General features: G+C 63.7%; 12 protein-coding genes and 2 tRNA genes. 11 read left to right on the top strand and 3 right to left on the bottom strand.

Going from position 1 to position 15,435, the window contains the following annotated elements; all coding sequences use genetic code 11:
* Nucleotides 1-46 precede the first annotated feature (46 nt).
* The 6 genes from ftsH (at nt 47) to NX778_RS18355 (ending at nt 5,027) form a co-directional block, all read left to right on the top strand.
* Nucleotides 47-1,930: an ATP-dependent zinc metalloprotease FtsH gene (ftsH, locus tag NX778_RS18380; RefSeq protein WP_258813236.1), complete on the top strand. Its 1,884-nt coding sequence runs from the start codon at nt 47-49 to the stop codon at nt 1,928-1,930.
* A 67-nt stretch (nt 1,931-1,997) separates the two neighbouring features.
* Nucleotides 1,998-2,834, top strand: a complete 837-nt coding sequence (folP, locus tag NX778_RS18375) for a dihydropteroate synthase (RefSeq protein ID WP_258813235.1) — start codon at nt 1,998-2,000, stop codon at nt 2,832-2,834.
* A gap of 21 nt (nt 2,835-2,855) precedes the next feature.
* Complete coding sequence (glmM, locus tag NX778_RS18370; protein ID WP_258813234.1) at nt 2,856-4,196, top strand: phosphoglucosamine mutase; 1,341 nt, start codon at nt 2,856-2,858, stop codon at nt 4,194-4,196.
* A 55-nt stretch (nt 4,197-4,251) separates the two neighbouring features.
* A tRNA-Pro gene (locus tag NX778_RS18365) sits at nt 4,252-4,328 on the top strand.
* A 63-nt stretch (nt 4,329-4,391) separates the two neighbouring features.
* Nucleotides 4,392-4,468 (top strand) — tRNA-Arg (locus NX778_RS18360).
* Nucleotides 4,469-4,577: 109 nt separating this feature from the next.
* Nucleotides 4,578-5,027 carry a hypothetical protein gene (locus NX778_RS18355; RefSeq protein ID WP_258813233.1) on the top strand — a complete coding sequence of 150 codons (450 nt, stop codon included), beginning with the start codon at nt 4,578-4,580 and terminating at the stop codon, nt 5,025-5,027.
* Nucleotides 5,028-5,055: 28 nt separating this feature from the next.
* Here NX778_RS18355 and NX778_RS18350 read toward each other — a convergent pair whose 3' ends face one another.
* Nucleotides 5,056-6,234 (bottom strand): GDSL-type esterase/lipase family protein, encoded by a 1,179-nt coding sequence (locus NX778_RS18350; protein WP_258813232.1) that lies wholly within the window; start codon nt 6,232-6,234, stop codon nt 5,056-5,058.
* Between the two features lie 180 nt (nt 6,235-6,414).
* Here NX778_RS18350 and NX778_RS18345 point away from each other — a divergent pair, with 180 nt between their 5' ends.
* Together NX778_RS18345 and map are read left to right on the top strand one after the other, a co-directional pair.
* Nucleotides 6,415-6,627, top strand: coding sequence for a ParD-like family protein (locus tag NX778_RS18345; protein ID WP_258813231.1), 213 nt, complete (start codon nt 6,415-6,417; stop codon nt 6,625-6,627).
* Complete coding sequence (map, locus tag NX778_RS18340) at nt 6,624-7,391, top strand: type I methionyl aminopeptidase (protein ID WP_258813230.1); 768 nt, start codon at nt 6,624-6,626, stop codon at nt 7,389-7,391. The genes NX778_RS18345 and map overlap by 4 nt, the downstream gene beginning before the upstream one ends.
* Before the next feature lie 9 nt (nt 7,392-7,400).
* Here the strand turns inward: map and NX778_RS18335 are convergent, their stop codons facing one another.
* Together NX778_RS18335 and NX778_RS18330 are read right to left on the bottom strand one after the other, a co-directional pair.
* Nucleotides 7,401-8,138, bottom strand: coding sequence for an SDR family NAD(P)-dependent oxidoreductase (locus NX778_RS18335; RefSeq protein ID WP_258813229.1), 738 nt, complete (start codon nt 8,136-8,138; stop codon nt 7,401-7,403).
* 12 nt (nt 8,139-8,150) lie between these two features.
* On the bottom strand, nt 8,151-9,464 hold the full coding sequence (locus NX778_RS18330; RefSeq protein ID WP_258813228.1) for a family 1 glycosylhydrolase: 1,314 nt from the start codon (nt 9,462-9,464) through the stop codon (nt 8,151-8,153).
* Between the two features lie 80 nt (nt 9,465-9,544).
* Between NX778_RS18330 and tolA the strand changes: the two genes are divergently transcribed.
* From tolA to NX778_RS18315, 3 genes are all read left to right on the top strand, one after another.
* A complete protein-coding gene (gene tolA / locus NX778_RS18325; RefSeq protein ID WP_258813227.1) occupies nt 9,545-11,623 on the top strand; it encodes a cell envelope integrity protein TolA in 2,079 nt (692 codons plus the stop codon).
* Nucleotides 11,624-11,792: 169 nt separating this feature from the next.
* Nucleotides 11,793-12,929: a polysaccharide biosynthesis/export family protein gene (locus NX778_RS18320; RefSeq protein ID WP_258813226.1), complete on the top strand. Its 1,137-nt coding sequence runs from the start codon at nt 11,793-11,795 to the stop codon at nt 12,927-12,929.
* Between the two features lie 16 nt (nt 12,930-12,945).
* Nucleotides 12,946-15,234, top strand: a complete 2,289-nt coding sequence (locus tag NX778_RS18315) for a polysaccharide biosynthesis tyrosine autokinase (protein WP_258813225.1) — start codon at nt 12,946-12,948, stop codon at nt 15,232-15,234.
* Nucleotides 15,235-15,435: the final 201 nt, after the last annotated feature.

Raw genomic sequence — 15,435 nt, 5'->3', positions numbered from 1 at the left:
CGGCATTCTAAATCTGTCAGATGCGTGCCGCATCGAAGGAGTTTTCGTGAATAATATGTTTTCCAAGTCCGCCATCTGGGTGGTCGTCGCGCTGCTGTTGTTTATGCTGTTTAAGCAGTTCGACAACCACAGCACTTCCGGCGGCAGCAAGACCATTGCTTATTCCGAGCTGCTCGACGACGTCAAGGCGCACCGCATCAAGGACATGGTCATCGAAGGGACCACCATCACGGCGACCCGGACCGACGACACCAAGGTACGTTCGACCGGCACCGTGCTGGACCGCGGCCTGGTCGGCGACCTGCGCGACAACAACATCCATTTCGACATCAAGCCGCCCGAGGAGCCTTCGTTCCTCCAGCAAGTGTTCATCTCCTGGTTCCCGATGCTGCTGCTGATCGGCGTGTGGGTGTTCTTCATGCGCCAGATGCAGGGTGGCGGCAAGGGCGGCGCGTTCTCGTTCGGCAAGAGCAAGGCGCGCATGATGGATGAAACCAACAATACCGTGACTTTCGCCGACGTCGCCGGCTGCGACGAAGCGAAAGAAGAAGTGACCGAGATCGTCGACTTCCTGAAAGACCCGACCAAGTTCCAGAAACTGGGCGGCCGCATCCCGCGCGGCGTGCTGATGGTCGGCCCCCCGGGTACCGGTAAGACCCTGCTGGCGCGCGCCATCGCGGGCGAAGCCAAGGTGCCGTTCTTCTCGATTTCCGGCTCGGACTTCGTCGAGATGTTCGTCGGCGTGGGCGCGTCCCGCGTGCGCGACATGTTCGAAAACGCCAAGAAGCATTCGCCCTGCATCATCTTCATCGACGAGATCGACGCCGTCGGCCGCCATCGCGGCGCCGGCATGGGCGGCGGCAACGACGAGCGTGAGCAGACCCTGAACCAGCTGCTGGTGGAAATGGACGGCTTCGAGGCGTCCTCGGGCGTGATCGTGATCGCCGCCACCAACCGCGCCGACGTGCTGGACAAGGCACTGCTGCGTCCGGGCCGTTTCGACCGCCAGGTGATGGTGGGCCTGCCGGACATCCGTGGCCGCGAGCAGATCCTGAATGTTCACATGCGCAAGGTCCCCATCGCCACCGACGTCAAGGCCGACATCCTGGCGCGCGGCACCCCGGGCTTCTCGGGCGCCGACCTGGCCAACCTGGTCAACGAGGCCGCGCTGTTCGCGGCGCGCCGCAGCAAGCGCCTGGTCGAGATGAGCGATTTCGAGGACGCCAAGGACAAGATCTTCATGGGCCCGGAGCGCAAGTCGATGGTCATGCGCGAGGAAGAGCGCCGCAACACGGCCTACCACGAGTCGGGCCACGCGGTGGTCGCCAAGTTGCTGCCGAAGGCCGATCCGGTGCACAAGGTCACCATCATGCCGCGCGGCTACGCGCTCGGCCTGACCTGGCAGCTGCCGGAACATGACAGCCTGTCCGGCTACAAGGACAAGATGCTCGAGGAAATCTCGATCCTGTTCGGCGGCCGCATCGCCGAGGAGATCTTCGTCGGCCAGATGTCGACCGGCGCCTCGAACGACTTTTCGCGCGCGACCAAGCTGGCGCGCTCGATGGTGACGCGCTTCGGCATGTCCGAGAGCATGGGCGTGATGGTGTACGAAGACGACGCCAACGAAGGCTTCTTCGGCGGCTCGACCAAGACCATCTCCGAGGCAACCCAGCAGAAGGTGGACGCCGAGATCCGCACCATCCTCGACCAGCAATACGGGCTGGCGCGCCGCCTGCTGGAAGAAAACCGGGCCAAGGTCGAGATGATGACCAAGGCGCTGCTCGAATGGGAAACCATCGACGCCGACCAGATCAACGACATCATGGCCGGCAATGAGCCGCGGCCGCCAAAGGCCGGCGTGCTGACCAAGCGCAACCCGCCGAGCGACAGCGGCGGCGGCGTGCCCCAGAACCAGACCGCCCCGGCGTGATCGCCTGATCCACCCCACAAAAGGCATCCAGCGGATGCCTTTTGCTCGTTAACGTCTACACACTCCTATGCGTCAATTCCTGCAGTGCGGGCGCTTCGACTTCAAGCTCGACAAGCGGCCGCTGGTGATGGGCATCCTCAACGTCACCCCCGATTCCTTTTCCGATGGCGGCCAGTTCCAGTCGCTCGAATTCGCCGTCGAGCGGGCCGAGCTGATGGTCGCGGCCGGCGTCGACATGATCGACATCGGCGGCGAGTCGACCCGGCCGGGTTCGCCGAGCGTGACGGTGGCCGACGAACTGGCGCGCGTGATGCCGGTCCTGTACGCGCTGCACGGCATGGAGAAGCCGCTGTCGGTGGATACCTGCAAGCCGGAGGTGATGCGCGAAGCCATCATCGCGGGCGCGGACATGATCAATGACATCAACGGTTTCCGCGCGCCGGGCGCCATCGAGGCGGTGGCAAACAGCGATTGTGGGCTGTGCGTCATGCACATGCAGGGAACTCCGCAACACATGCAGGACCAGCCGGTCTATGCGGATGTGGTGGGCGAGGTGACCGCCTTCCTGCGCGAGCGCGTGGATGCGCTGGTCGCGGGCGGCGTCGAGCGCGAGCGCATCTGCGTCGACCCCGGCTTCGGCTTCGGCAAGACGCTGGAACACAACTATTTGCTGCTGCGCCAGCTGGGCCGGATCCGCGACGAAGTCGGCCTGCCAGTGCTGGCCGGGATGTCGCGCAAGTCGATGATCGGCGCGGTCACCGGACGTACTGTGGAGAAACGTCTCGCAGGAAGTTTGAGTGCGGCATTGGCTGCGGTGGCGCATGGCGCTAGAATTGTCAGAGTGCATGATGTAGAAGACACAGTTGACGCGCTCAAGGTGTGGCAAGCGGCGACTACCGACTAACTGATAGAAGAAGAGAACAGAATGGCGCGCAAATATTTCGGTACCGATGGCGTCCGCGGCCTGGTGGGCGAGTCGCCCATCACGCCAGATTTCGTCATGCGTCTGGGCTACGCCGCGGGCCGCGTGCTGGCCAAGGGCACGGCCTCCAGCAGCGGCCGTCCGGTGGTCCTGATCGGCAAGGACACGCGCATCTCCGGCTACATGCTGGAAGCGGCGCTGGAAGCGGGCTTTTCCGCGGCCGGCGTGGACGTGATGCTGGCCGGCCCGATGCCGACCCCGGCGATCGCTTACCTGACGCGCGCACTGCGCCTGCAGGCCGGCGTCGTGATCTCGGCCTCGCACAACCCGTTCCAGGACAATGGCATCAAGTTCTTCTCCGAACACGGCACCAAGCTGCCGGACGCGGTGGAGCTGGAGATCGAAGAAGCGCTCGACCAGCCGATGGGCTGCGTGCCGTCCGACAAGCTGGGCCGCGCGACGCGCCTGCGCGATGCGGGCGGACGCTACATCGAGTTCTGCAAGAGCACCTTCCCGAATGAGCTCGACCTGCGCGGCCTGAAGATCGTGGTCGACTGCGCGCACGGCGCCGCCTACGACATCGCGCCGCACGTGTTTCACGAGCTGGGCGCGGAAGTGATCGCCATCGGCGCCAAGCCGGACGGCTTCAACATCAACGCCGGCGTCGGCGCGACCGCGCCCAAGGCGATGTCGGAAGCGGTGGTGGCGAACCAGGCCGACCTCGGCATTGCGCTGGACGGCGACGCCGACCGCCTGATCATGTGCGACGCCAACGGCCGCCTGTACAACGGCGACGAGCTGCTGTACGTGATGGTGCGCGACCGCCAGTCCGTCGGGCCGGTGCAGGGCGCGGTCGGCACGCTGATGACCAATATGGCGCTGGAAGTGGCGTTCAAGGAACTCGGCATTGGCTTCGCGCGCGCCAAGGTCGGCGACCGCTACGTGCTGGAAGTGATGAAGGAGCGCGGCTGGCTGTTCGGCGGCGAAGGCTCGGGCCATCTGCTGGCGCTCGACAAGCATACGACGGGCGATGGCATCATCTCGGCGCTGCAAGTCTTGTCGGCCCTGAAGCGCGGCAACAAGTCGCTGGCCGAATGCTGCAACGAGCTCAAGCTGTATCCACAGACCCTGATCAACAAGCGCGTGAACCCTGGCTTCGACTGGACCCGCGATCCGGCGCTGGTTGCCGAGAAGGAAGCAGTCGAGCGCGAGCTGGGCGATGCGGGCCGCGTGCTGATCCGGCCGTCTGGCACTGAACCCTTGATCCGCGTCATGGTCGAAGCGAAGAGCGCAAGCCTGGCGGAGAGCATGGCCAAGCGTATCGCCGACAAGGTCGCTGCCTGACGGAAACCGGGCTTACATTGACGCGCCATACCCGGCGCGGTATGATGAAATTACTCGGAGTGTAGCGCAGCCCGGTAGCGCACCTGCTTTGGGAGCAGGGGGTCCAAGGTTCGAATCCTTGTACTCCGACCACCGTTTAAGAGCGGGCTGTCGATCGACGGCCCGTTTTTTCATCTGCGCATCTTGCGCTCATATCTGCCCATAGCTCAGTTGGATAGAGCATCAGCCTTCTAAGCTGAGGGTCGTAGGTTCGATTCCTACTGGGCAGGCCAATCCAATCGAGCGAGGGAAACTCGCCGTAGGGGACGGCGTAATCCAAACCTTGCGCGCACGCAGTGAACGAAATAGGCGATTCGCCATCATGGGCATTCCCGAGAAAGGATGCCCGTGCGACTCATCTTACTCTTCATTGGAGCGGCGCTGCCTGCGCTCTCCCTGGCTGCGCCTGCGTACCAGCATCGCAATGAACTGATCCAGCACGTGGATGCTTTCGGCTACCGCGAGCGCGACCGCGCCTTTGCTTATGTGGATGGGGTGCAGGATGCGGTAGCAGGCAAGGCTTGGTGCGCTACGCAGCCGGTCAAGACAGACGAACTCGCCACGGCGCCGCCGACTACATCAAGCGCCTGCCGGCCGAGCAGCGCAAGGGCAGCAGCGGCACCGCTGCTGGTTGCCTATCTTGGCATCCATTCTCCATGCATGGGTATTTACGGCCCGGGTTCGACACAGGGGCATATCGACCTGGTGGAACCGGCGACGATGAGCGACCTGCAATGCGCGAGCACCTGCTACTGGTCGTCGGCCGAGGTGTGGTTTTGGCCGCTGCGCTAGCTCACTGGAAACCAGCCGGTTTCAAGAATCATCGCTGTTTGCCGAACGAGCTGCCTGCGAAGGCAAGGTCGGCAAATCGTTCCCCAATGAGTTGATGCGCAGCGGCGTCGGGGTGAAGCTCGTCAGGGAGCGGAAGGCTGGCGTTATCGTCCTGGCCGTAGAGTGCGGTGCCGTCCAGGTAATGAATGTTGGGATCCTTGGCGGACCGCTGCTGGACGATTGCTTCGAGCTCCTTGCGGATCACGCGCAGCGTCAGCTTGCCTTGCCCGACCTCGTTCGCGTTTCCGGAGGCGCGGAACACCAGTTTGCCTTTGCGGAGCTGGCCCGTGTCGACCATCGTCGGACCGGGCGCGTCTTCGTGGATGGGGCAATAGATCGGCGAAATGACGAGCAGCGGTGTGGTCGGGTGTCCTTCGCGGATCGTATCGAGGAAGCCGTGCACCGCCGGGCCAAAGGCGCGCAGGCGCATCACGTCTTTGTTGACGAGGTTGATTCCGAGTTTGACGCTGATGAGGTCGGCAGGCAGGTCGCGCATCGTGCGCGCCGTAAACGGATCCAGCAAGGCGTTGCCGCCGAAGCCGAGATTCACGAGCTCAAGGCCGGCGCGCTGAGCGGCGATCACCGGCCAGATGCCGGTTGGACTCGCGGCATTTGATCCATGACTGATGGAGCTGCCGTGGTGGAGCCAGCGGCGCTTTGGAGGGGCCGCAACCGGGAAGATCGGCGCATCGGAGTGCAGCGCCTTCAGTTCCGTTGTCTCATCGTACGGCAACCAGATCTCGACTGTTTTCGACCCGGGCGGGAGATTGTCGAACTGGATGATCTGCGGTGCGCCGGCGACGACGGTCTGCGTGCCGGCCGCCATGTCGATCGTCATCACGTTGCCACCCGAGACACTTACTTGCAGCGTCAGTTGACCGTCGACCAGCAGGTCATAGACACCATCCGGCCGCGGCGACATGTAGGCATAGACGCGCTTGGTTGGCAGCGTGACCAAATACACGTAGCTGGCCGTGGTTTGGAAAATCAGGCGGATGCCTGAGGGTTGCGACTCGGCCATTTCCAATTGCCAGTCCGGGCATTGGGCGCGTGCCCAGGCGGGGAGGCGGTGAGGCAGGAGCCCGGCCCGGGTTTGTTCGATCTCGACTGCGCCATGGATGAACTCGGACGTTAGCGGAGTGCTTATCGAATGGAATTTGTCCTGCATGAAGAGTGACTCTTGAATTGAATTGGCCGGCGAATGAAACGGGGTTCCCGCCTGCGCAGGAACGACGCTCGGGTTGTTGTTGCGAGCCGCAGCAGTATAGCTTGTCGGTCGCAGGACGACTTTGCGCGCGATGGTTGAGCTAATATATAATTCGTATATGAATCGTATATTGAGGGCGAAATGGGCATTGTGAACATCGACGAAGAGCTGCACGACCAGATTCGGAAGGCGAGTGCGGTTTCGTGTAGGTCGATCAACGCGCAAGCGGCGTTCTGGATCAAGATCGGCATGTTGTGCGAAATGAACCCGACCCAAAGTTTTAATGAGATTGTCGCCGGTGAACTCCGCGCGGCTGGCGTTACGGCGCACCCACCAAGGGCGGCCGCCGTATGATTAAAAGCCCGGAAGAAATCGAAGTGATGGCTGAGTCGGGCAGGCTGCTCGCAGAAGTGTTTGCCCATCTGGATCGCCTGGATTTGATCGGCATGTCGACGATGCAGGTCAACGACCTGGTCGACAGCTTCATCGTCAATGAACTGAAAGCCCGACCGGCGAGCAAGGGGCAATACGGCTTCGCCTACGCGCTCAACTCCTCTCCCAACCGCGTGGTCTGCCACGGCGTTCCTTCGACCAAGGACATCCTGGAAAGCGGGGATATCGTGAATTTCGATATCACGCTGGAGAAGAACGGCTATATCGCTGATTCCAGCAAGACCTATCTTGTGGGCGAAGTGTCGGCGCAGGCGAAGCGCTTGGTGCAAGTGACGTACGAGGCGCTGTGGAAAGGCATCAAGGCGGTGCGGCCCGGTGCCAGGCTGGGTGACGTCGGTTTCGCCATCGAGCAGCATGCTAGAAAGAACGGCTACTCCGTTGTCAGGGAATACTGTGGCCACGGCATCGGGCGAGAAATGCACGAGGCGCCGGAAGTCCTGCACTGGGGTAAGCCGCGCACCGGCCTGATCCTGCGCGAAGGAATGGTGTTCACCATCGAGCCGATGATCAACCAGGGCAGCAACGTGGTGGAGACCGAGGACGATGGCTGGACCGTCGTCACCTGCGACGGGAAATTGTCGGCGCAGTTCGAACATACCGTCGCCGTGACCGCAAACGGCGTGCGGGTCCTGACCTTGCGACCCGGTGAAAAGCAGCTGAACTGATTAAAGCGGCTACAGGCGGTCGAGGCGGCCGCCATCCACCCGCAGCATTGCGCCCTGCACAAACGCCGCATCCGCCGACGCGAGGTAGGCGATTGCCGAGGCGACGTCCTCCGGCTTGCCAACGTCCAGCGGGTCGATGTGTTCCTCGCCAGACTTCACGTTCGGATTTTCCCAGAGCATGGGTGTATCGATTGCGCCCGGCAACACCGCGTTGACGCGGATGTTCTTCGGCCGGCCCTCCAGTGCCGATGAACGGGTCAGCGACAGCAGTGCTGCCTTGGCTGCGGCGTAGGGCGCGGCCATCGGCTCGGTCTCGATCGCATGGATGCTGGAGATGTTGACGATGGCACCGCCGTTCGTCATGGTCCGGAATGCATATTTGGTGAAGAAGAAGGCGCCGAGCAAATCCACGTGCAACACGCTGGTCCAGTCCTCGGCGGTCTGGTCCTGCAGCGGCTTGAAGGTCATGACGCCGGCGTTGTTGACCACCACGTCCAGGCGACCGTAGCGCGCAATCGTGGCGTCGACGCTCTTCTTGACCTGCTCCTCGTCGCTGACATCACACACGCAGCTATAGACGTTTTGCGCGCCGCCCGCCTGCAAATGCTGCTCGGCGCGCGCCAGCGTATCGACGTGGTGGCCGACCAGCACGAGGTTCGCGCCTTCCTGCGCGAAGCGGGTCGCGGTCGCCAGCCCGATGCCGCCGGCGGCCCCGGTGACGATGACCGACTGTCCGGTGAAGCGCATGTTTGCCTCCGATTATTCGTTTGTTTCCGTGGTGCCGGGCGCGAGGGTCTGGTCGTCGGCGCGCGTGTGCCGGCTACTTGCCACCAGTTCGTCGCAGCCCTCGTCGTATTCCTTCGGCATGATGATCGGCACCTGCAGGCACACGCTCTGGGTCGGCAGCACTTGCATCCATGAATGCACCAGCTCGCGGTAGGCGAGGCCGACGGCGCGGATACTGCGGTTCAGGTCGAACAGGCCGAGCGCGTTGGGCGTGCCGTTGTTTTCGCGCAGCGCGGTGTCCCAGTCGACCTGGTCGGTCAGCGAGTACCAGGTGAAGCCGACCAGCGGGACGCCGTTGTTGCGCACGCGGAGCACGTTGGCCCATTCCTTGTGCAGCCATTCTACGGCTTCGTTGCCGCTCGGGCCTTCGCACAAATTGGTTTCGGTATGCATGACCGGCAGGCGGTAGCGGTTGTAATACTGGTGCGTGATCACGGCATAGCCGAAGATTTCACCGGCCGAACGTGTGGCGCCGTCCGCCGAGACGTAGTGCTCGTTGGTCTTGTAATAATCGTTGCCCATGATGCAGTGGTGCTTCAGATTATTGTTCAAGAAGAAGTGATATTCGTCCCGGGTCATGCCATTGTCGAGCATGTACTCATACATCCCAGAGTCGACGCGGCGTCCATAGTTCAGGTCCAGCGACAGGAAACGGCGCGCGTTGTGGATCTCCGCGGGACCGATGGCCTGCGGATTTTCCGCGTGGTAGTACTCCGACGATTCGCTCTGGATGAACAGGGCGTCCGCGCGCACTTCGAGAATGACTTGCATGGCCAGGATGTTGGCCTTGACGATGTGCTTGACCGCGTTGACGAAGGCGCGGTCGGTGCGATCCTGCTCGTTCCACCAGCCGTAGAGCGTGGAGAACAGGGCGCACACGAACATTTCGTTAATCGGCGTGTACAGTTGCACCCAGGGAAAGCGCTCCGCGAAGGCGCGCGCGTAAGCGGCGAACAGCTCCGGGAAATCTGGATTCTGGAAATTGCCAATCCAGTCGGGAACGCCGAAATGGCAGAGGTCAACAATGACCGCCAGGTTGCGTCGGCGCAGGTCCTGGAAAGTGATGTCGGCAAATTCCCAGTCGTAGCGATTGGGGCCGAGCCAGGTCTTGTGGATGGGCGGGCCATAGCGTAGCGTCTTCAGGCCCAGTTCCTGGACCAGGTCGAAGTCGGTGCGCCAGTAGCGGTAATGGCCGCATTTTTCCAGCTCGTCGACACGGACTCTGCCGTTTTGAATGGTCGGGTTGCTGTTTTCGATCCCGGTCGCAAAGATGAATCCGGGCCCCATGGTTCCTCCTGAAGACGTGCCGCGACGGGCCCATTCTGCCAGATCGCCATGTGGCGTGTTCCGTATCGTGCGCACCTCGCGTGTCCTGCGAGAAAACGTTATGCTGGCAGCTCGACAATATTTCCCTAAGCCCGATGCCAGCCATTGCGAGCAGTCCGGATCCAGCCAACGACCAGGCGACGCGACGCCTGGTTACTGGACTCGTCCTGTCCTTGCTGGCGCACGCGGTGTTGCTGTCCTTGCGTTTCCACGTGCCGGAGGCGGGCTTGGCGGCGGTGACGCGGCTGATGGTGCGGCTGGCTCCCGCGCCCAGCGAGGTGGCCACGGTGCCGCCGCCGGTACCGGACACTGTCGTGGCCGCGAACGTGGAGCCGCCGCCGGTTCCCACACCAGCGCCGGCGGTATCGGGATTCACCGTTGTGCCGCGACGGCCGCAGCCAGTCGCGGCGCCGGCCGTGCCGAAGCCGGCTCGTGCGAAAGCAACGAGACGTGCGCCCAAGCCGGCGAAGCGGCCGGAGCTCGCGCTGAAGGAGCGCGTCATCACCCAAGACATCAACAAGGACAGCGAGTTCGCGGTTCCGCAGGCGGTGCTCGATGATCTCAAGGCGGATGCGATTTCGGTGCGCGAAGGGACCGAAAAGGGCACGGGGATGGCGGCCGGCAAGATCGATGCAGCTTCAGCGATGGGGAACGATGAGCAGGCCAAGCCAGTCCAATCATCTGAGCCGGTGACTGTGGTGGCGCAGCAGGTCGATGCGGCCATTGCACTGGCGCAGGAGCGGAAGGCGCGCGACGAGGCAGCGGCGGCTGCGCAGGCGGTTGAGCAGAAACGCGGGGAGGAATTGGCACGGCAGCAAGCGGCGCAGCGTGCGGAGGATGAAGCGCGGCAGCGTGAACGTGCGTTTGTTTTGCAACGGAGTGCCGAGGAAGATTCCCGACGTCAGGCGGAGATCGCGGCACAGGCGGAGCGGCAGCGCATGGCCGAGGTGCAGGCGCGGCAGCAGCAGGCAGATCAGGCGGCGCAACAACAGGCGGCGGAATTGGCGCGGGAGCAGGCGGATCGCTTAGCGCGGCAGCAGGCAGCGGAACAGGCGCGGCAGCAGGCGGAACGGTTGGCGCAACAGCAGCAGGCGGAACGGGCGCGGCAGCAGGCGGAGCGCTCGGCGCAGCAGCAGGCGACGGAACTGGCACGGCAGCAAGCGGAACGGCTGGCGCAACAGCAGGCAGCGGAATTCGCGCGGCAGCAGGCGGAACGGTTGGCGCAGCAGCGGGCAGCGGAACAGGCAGGGCAGCAAGTGGAGCGCCTGGCGCAGCAGCAGGCGGCGGAACAGGCGCGGCAGCAAGCGGAGCGCCTGGCGCAGCAGCAGGCGGCGGAACAGGCACGCCAGCAAGCGGAGCGCCTGGCGCAGCAGCAGGCGGCGGAACAGGCACGCCAGCAAGCGGAGCGCCTGGCGCAGCAGCGGGCGGCTGAACAGGCGCGACAGCAGGCGGAGCGCCTGGCGCAGCAGCAGGCAGCGGAACAGGCGCGACAGCAAGCACAAAAGCAGGCAGATGAGCAGGCACGCGCCGACCGCGAGCGTGCCGCTGCCGACGCGCGGCGTCAGGAAACGTTGACTGTCAACGGGAGCGCGGCCGCAGGAATCGGGCAAGGTGCAATTGGCGGCGCAGGTGGCACAGGGAAGGCGGCCGGTAGTGTGTCGGGCGTGAATCTTGGCTCACGCGCGCGGGAGATGTTGCGCGGACTCGACGTGTTGGGTGCCCCGCCGCCAGCCGTGCGCCAAACGGACTCCGGTGAGCCGTCACGCCGGCGGGTGTCGAACGGGGTGGAACGCGACGTACCGCTGCGGCTCTACGTCGACAGTTTCCGCCAGAAGATCGAGCGCAACGGTTTGCTGAACGGCGCGCAGCTATCAGCGGAGCGTGTGCGCATCGACCCGATCGTGAGCGTGGCGATCCGCAGCGACGGCAGCGTGGAATCGGTGATGATCGTGCGATCGAGCGGACACGCGGACATTGACGCGGCCGTAAGGCGGATCGTGCGGCTGAACGAACGTTACGGCGTGTTTCCGCCCAACGTCGCAGTGCAGTTCGATGTGATCGAAATCCGGCGCATCTGGACCTTTGCCGAAGGTCTCAAACTGATCGAGGAAGTGCGCTGATCACAGCCGGATTTCCGCCCAGAACGGATGTGCCCGCCTTTCGCGTGCGAACTGTTTAAGCCCTTGTGACCTGAGGTCGGCGTTTGATGTGCGCCAAAGCCCAGCCATAAGGACGCCTTACGCTGACTCATGATTGCCTGAAGCAGGCCTTACCTCGCGGGGCGAAATCATGAGATTTCCCACAGTAATTTCTCGAGTACGCGGCGCGGCTGCGTTGGCTGTCGTGGTGCTGGCAGGGTGCGCGTCCGGCCTGCCATTCCAGTCGAGCGCGAGCAGGCAAGGGGCGGGCGAACCGGCCCCGCCGACGGAAATGATCACCGAGCAGTTGATCCAGGTGCAGAAGCAGCAGGCCGCCTTGCAGCGGCACCAGGACATTTCCTCGCTCATCGTGAAAAATCCGGCGCCGTACGCGATCGGCGCGGGCGACGTGCTGTCGATCGTCGTCTGGGACCACCCCGAACTGGCCGGCGCGGGCATGCCGGCGGCGGCCGCCGCGGCGGATGCGGGCACACTGGCCGCCAGTGTCGCCGCCAATGCGACACCGCCCGGTTTCGTCGTCGACCACATGGGCCGCATCCAGTTCCCGTTTGCCGGGCTGTTGCCGGTGCAGGGCCTGACCGAGGAACAGGCGCGCGCGCTGCTTTCGCAAAAGCTGGCCAAGTACATCGCCAATCCCAACGTCACCTTGCGCGTGCAGTCCTACCGCAGCAAGCGGGTGTACATTGACGGCGAGGTCAAGTCGCCGGGGCTGCAGGCCATCAATGACATTCCCATGTCGCTGACGGAAGCCCTCAACCGCGCCGGGGGGCTGTTGCCGACAGCGGACCAGAGCCGCATCGCCATCGAGCGCGACAAGAAGCACTACGACATCAACCTGCGCGAGCTGGTGCAGAAGGGCATCGATCCGAATACGGTGATGCTTGCGCCGGGCGACCTGGTGCGCGTGCATTCGCGCGACGAGAGCAAGGTGTTCGTCTCGGGCGAGGTGATCACGCCGAAGTCGCTGACCATGCACGATGGCCGGCTGACGCTGAACGAGGCGCTGGGCGAAAGCGGCGGGGTCAGTCCCTTATCGGGGGATGCGCGCCAGATCTACGTGGTGCGCAAGACGCCCGAGGGCGCAACGCGGGTGTTCCAGCTGGACGCGCGCGAGACCGGGTCGATTGCCATGGCAGAGGAATTCGAGCTGCGGCCAAAAGACGTCGTGTACGTCGCCGCCTCGCCGCTGGCCAACTGGAACCGCAACCTGAGCCTGCTGTTCCCGGGCGCGCTCACCTCGGCGGTCGGCGTAACCACGCGGCCCTGAACGGAAGGAGGCGAGCATGACCACCCCCGGCGAACACCACCAGCTGACGCATGTCGCCCACAGTCCGCCGATCTTGTCGGTTCCGGCCAACCATTATCCCTACGAGCGGGCCGCGGACGAGCCCGCGGTCGACCTGAAGGGCTACTTCAACACCTTCTACGACAGCCGCTGGCTGATCGGCGGCATCACCGCGCTGATCACCTTGGTGGCGGTGCTGTATGCGCTGGTGGCCAAGCCGGTCTACGAAGACAACCTGATGATCCACGTCGAGGAGGAAAGCCCGAACGCCTCGAAGAATATTCTGTCGGAAGCGTCGTCGCTGTTCGAAACCAAGAAGGCGGCGATCGCGGAAATGGAGCTGCTGCGTTCGCGTATGGTGGTGTCGCGCGCGGTGGACAATCTGCAGCTGTATATCGAAGCCGAACCGAAGTACTTCCCGGTGGCCGGCTTCTGGTTCGCCAACCAGAACAGCGGAACCTTGTCCGAGCCGGGGCTGTTCGGCTATGGCGGCTATGTGTGGGGCGGCGAGCGCGCCGAGGTGTCGGTATTCGACGTGCCGGACGCGTGGCTGAACCGGGAATTCGTGTTGACCGCGGAGGCCAATGAACGCTACCGTTTCTCTGGCGGCGGGCAACGGCTCGTGTTCGCGGGATCCGTGGGGCAGCGCTACCGGGTGCCGACGCCGGACGGTGTCCTCGAAATCAAGGTGGACCGGATGTACGCGAAGCCGGGCGCGCAATTCCGCCTGAAGCGCATGTCGCGGCTCGGCACCATCCAGGCGATCCAGCTGGCACTGGTGATCACGGAACAGGGCAAGCAGTCGGGCGTCATCGAGGTCAAACTGCAGGGCGAGAATGCCAAGCGCATTCACAGCCTGCTGTCCGAGGTGGGCCGCGAGTATATGCGCCAGAACCTGGCGCGCAAGACGGAGGAGGCGGAGAAGTCGCTGGCTTTCCTTAACCAGCAATTGCCGATCCTTAAGCGCCAGTTGGAGCAGTCCGAGGACCGCTACAACCAGTTCCGCAACGCGCACGGCACCGTGGACTTGCAGGAAGAAGCGAAGATGAGCCTGGAGCAGGCGGCGGCGGCGCGTGCCAAGCGGATGGACCTGATCCAGAAGAAGACCGAGCTGCTGGCGCGGTTTACGGAGGACCACCCGGTGCTGGTGGCAATGAACCGCTCGCTCAAGGATGTGGATGGCGAGATCTCGGCGATCGCAGCCCGCATCAAGGACTTGCCAGTGCTTGAGCAGGATGAGGCGCGGCTGACGCGCGACATCAAGGTCAACACCGACCTGTACACAGCGCTGTCGAACACGGCGCAGCAGCTGCGGCTGATCTCGGTAGGCCGGGTGAGCAATGTGCGGATGATCGACGCGCCGATCGCGCCGGAAAAGCCGATCAAACCGAACCGGCCGCTGATCGTGGCGCTGGCCATCATTACCGGCTTGTTCCTCGGTACCTTGCTGGCGTTCACGCGAAAGGCGATCAAGGGCGGCATCGACGATCCGCAGAAGATCGAGCGCATGCTGCACGCGCGCGTGGTGTACGCCACCATTCCGCACAGCAGCAACCAGGACAAGCTGTTGCGCAAGGCGAGAGGCGAGGGAGGCCTGCTGCCCTTGCTGGCCCAGCTGATGCCGGAGGACGAGGCAGTGGAGGCCTTGCGCAGCTTCCGGGCGGCGCTGCAGTTTTCGATGCCGCACTTTAAGAACAACATCGTGATGCTGACCGGGCCGACGCGCGCGATCGGCAAGTCCTTCATGTCGGCCAACTTCGCGGCGGTAATGGCCGCCAGCGGCAAGCGCGTGCTGCTGGTGGATGCCGACTTGCGCAACGGGCATTTGCACCGCTACTTCGGCGTCAGCCGCGAGCGCGGGCTGTCGCGTTCGATCATCGGCGCGCTGCCGGTGGAGGAGATCATCCATCACGGGGTGCTGGAAAACCTGGACTTCATCCCGACCGGCGAACTGCCGCCGAACCGTGCCGAATTCCTGCTGCACCTGAATTTTGGCAGCCTGCTGGAGGCGGTGCGGCCCCACTATGACCTGATCCTGCTCGATCCTCCTCCCTTGCTGGCGGTTGCCGATGCGCTGATCATCGGCGCGCATGCCGGGGCCGTGTTCATCGTCGCACGCTCCGGTGTCACAACGGAGAATCAGATCAACGAGTCGATCAAGCGCCTCAATCACGCAGGCATTTCGCCGCAGGGCGTGTTGTTCAACGATATGCCGCTGCGCTTGGGGGCGAACGGCGGCCAATACAAATATGGTTCGCCGGCCCAGATCGGGTACGCGGTTGGCTGATGGTGACGAGCGGTTTCCAGCCGCTTTGCGCAGCGTGCCGCATGGAACTTCACGACTCGGAAACCTGCAAGCCATTTATTCGACGCTTTGTGCCCCAAGTTCGCACGTCGTCTTAAGCCTGCACGTCGTTTCAAGTGCGGCCATCATTCAAAGTGCGAACGTCGTGCCCGGCACTGCCGGAACCGACTTCCCGCGAAAGCG

The sequence above is a fragment of the Massilia terrae genome (assembly GCF_024753145.1).
GTDB lineage: Bacteria > Pseudomonadota > Gammaproteobacteria > Burkholderiales > Burkholderiaceae_D > Telluria > Telluria terrae.
This window is presented reverse-complemented; position numbering and strand designations above follow the sequence as displayed.

Excerpts from the sequence above, each read along its gene's own strand:
- NX778_RS18315 (WP_258813225.1), top strand. The coding sequence starts at position 12,946 with ATGACCACCCCCGGCGAACACCACCAGCTGACGCATGTCGCCCACAGT.
- NX778_RS18345 (WP_258813231.1), top strand. The coding sequence starts at position 6,415 with ATGGGCATTGTGAACATCGACGAAGAGCTGCACGACCAGATTCGGAAG.
- glmM (WP_258813234.1), top strand. The coding sequence starts at position 2,856 with ATGGCGCGCAAATATTTCGGTACCGATGGCGTCCGCGGCCTGGTGGGC.
- NX778_RS18355 (WP_258813233.1), top strand. The coding sequence starts at position 4,578 with ATGCCCGTGCGACTCATCTTACTCTTCATTGGAGCGGCGCTGCCTGCG.
- map (WP_258813230.1), top strand. The coding sequence starts at position 6,624 with ATGATTAAAAGCCCGGAAGAAATCGAAGTGATGGCTGAGTCGGGCAGG.
- NX778_RS18320 (WP_258813226.1), top strand. The coding sequence starts at position 11,793 with ATGAGATTTCCCACAGTAATTTCTCGAGTACGCGGCGCGGCTGCGTTG.
- NX778_RS18350 (WP_258813232.1), bottom strand. The coding sequence starts at position 6,234 with ATGCAGGACAAATTCCATTCGATAAGCACTCCGCTAACGTCCGAGTTC.
- NX778_RS18335 (WP_258813229.1), bottom strand. The coding sequence starts at position 8,138 with ATGCGCTTCACCGGACAGTCGGTCATCGTCACCGGGGCCGCCGGCGGC.
- folP (WP_258813235.1), top strand. The coding sequence starts at position 1,998 with ATGCGTCAATTCCTGCAGTGCGGGCGCTTCGACTTCAAGCTCGACAAG.
- NX778_RS18330 (WP_258813228.1), bottom strand. The coding sequence starts at position 9,464 with ATGGGGCCCGGATTCATCTTTGCGACCGGGATCGAAAACAGCAACCCG.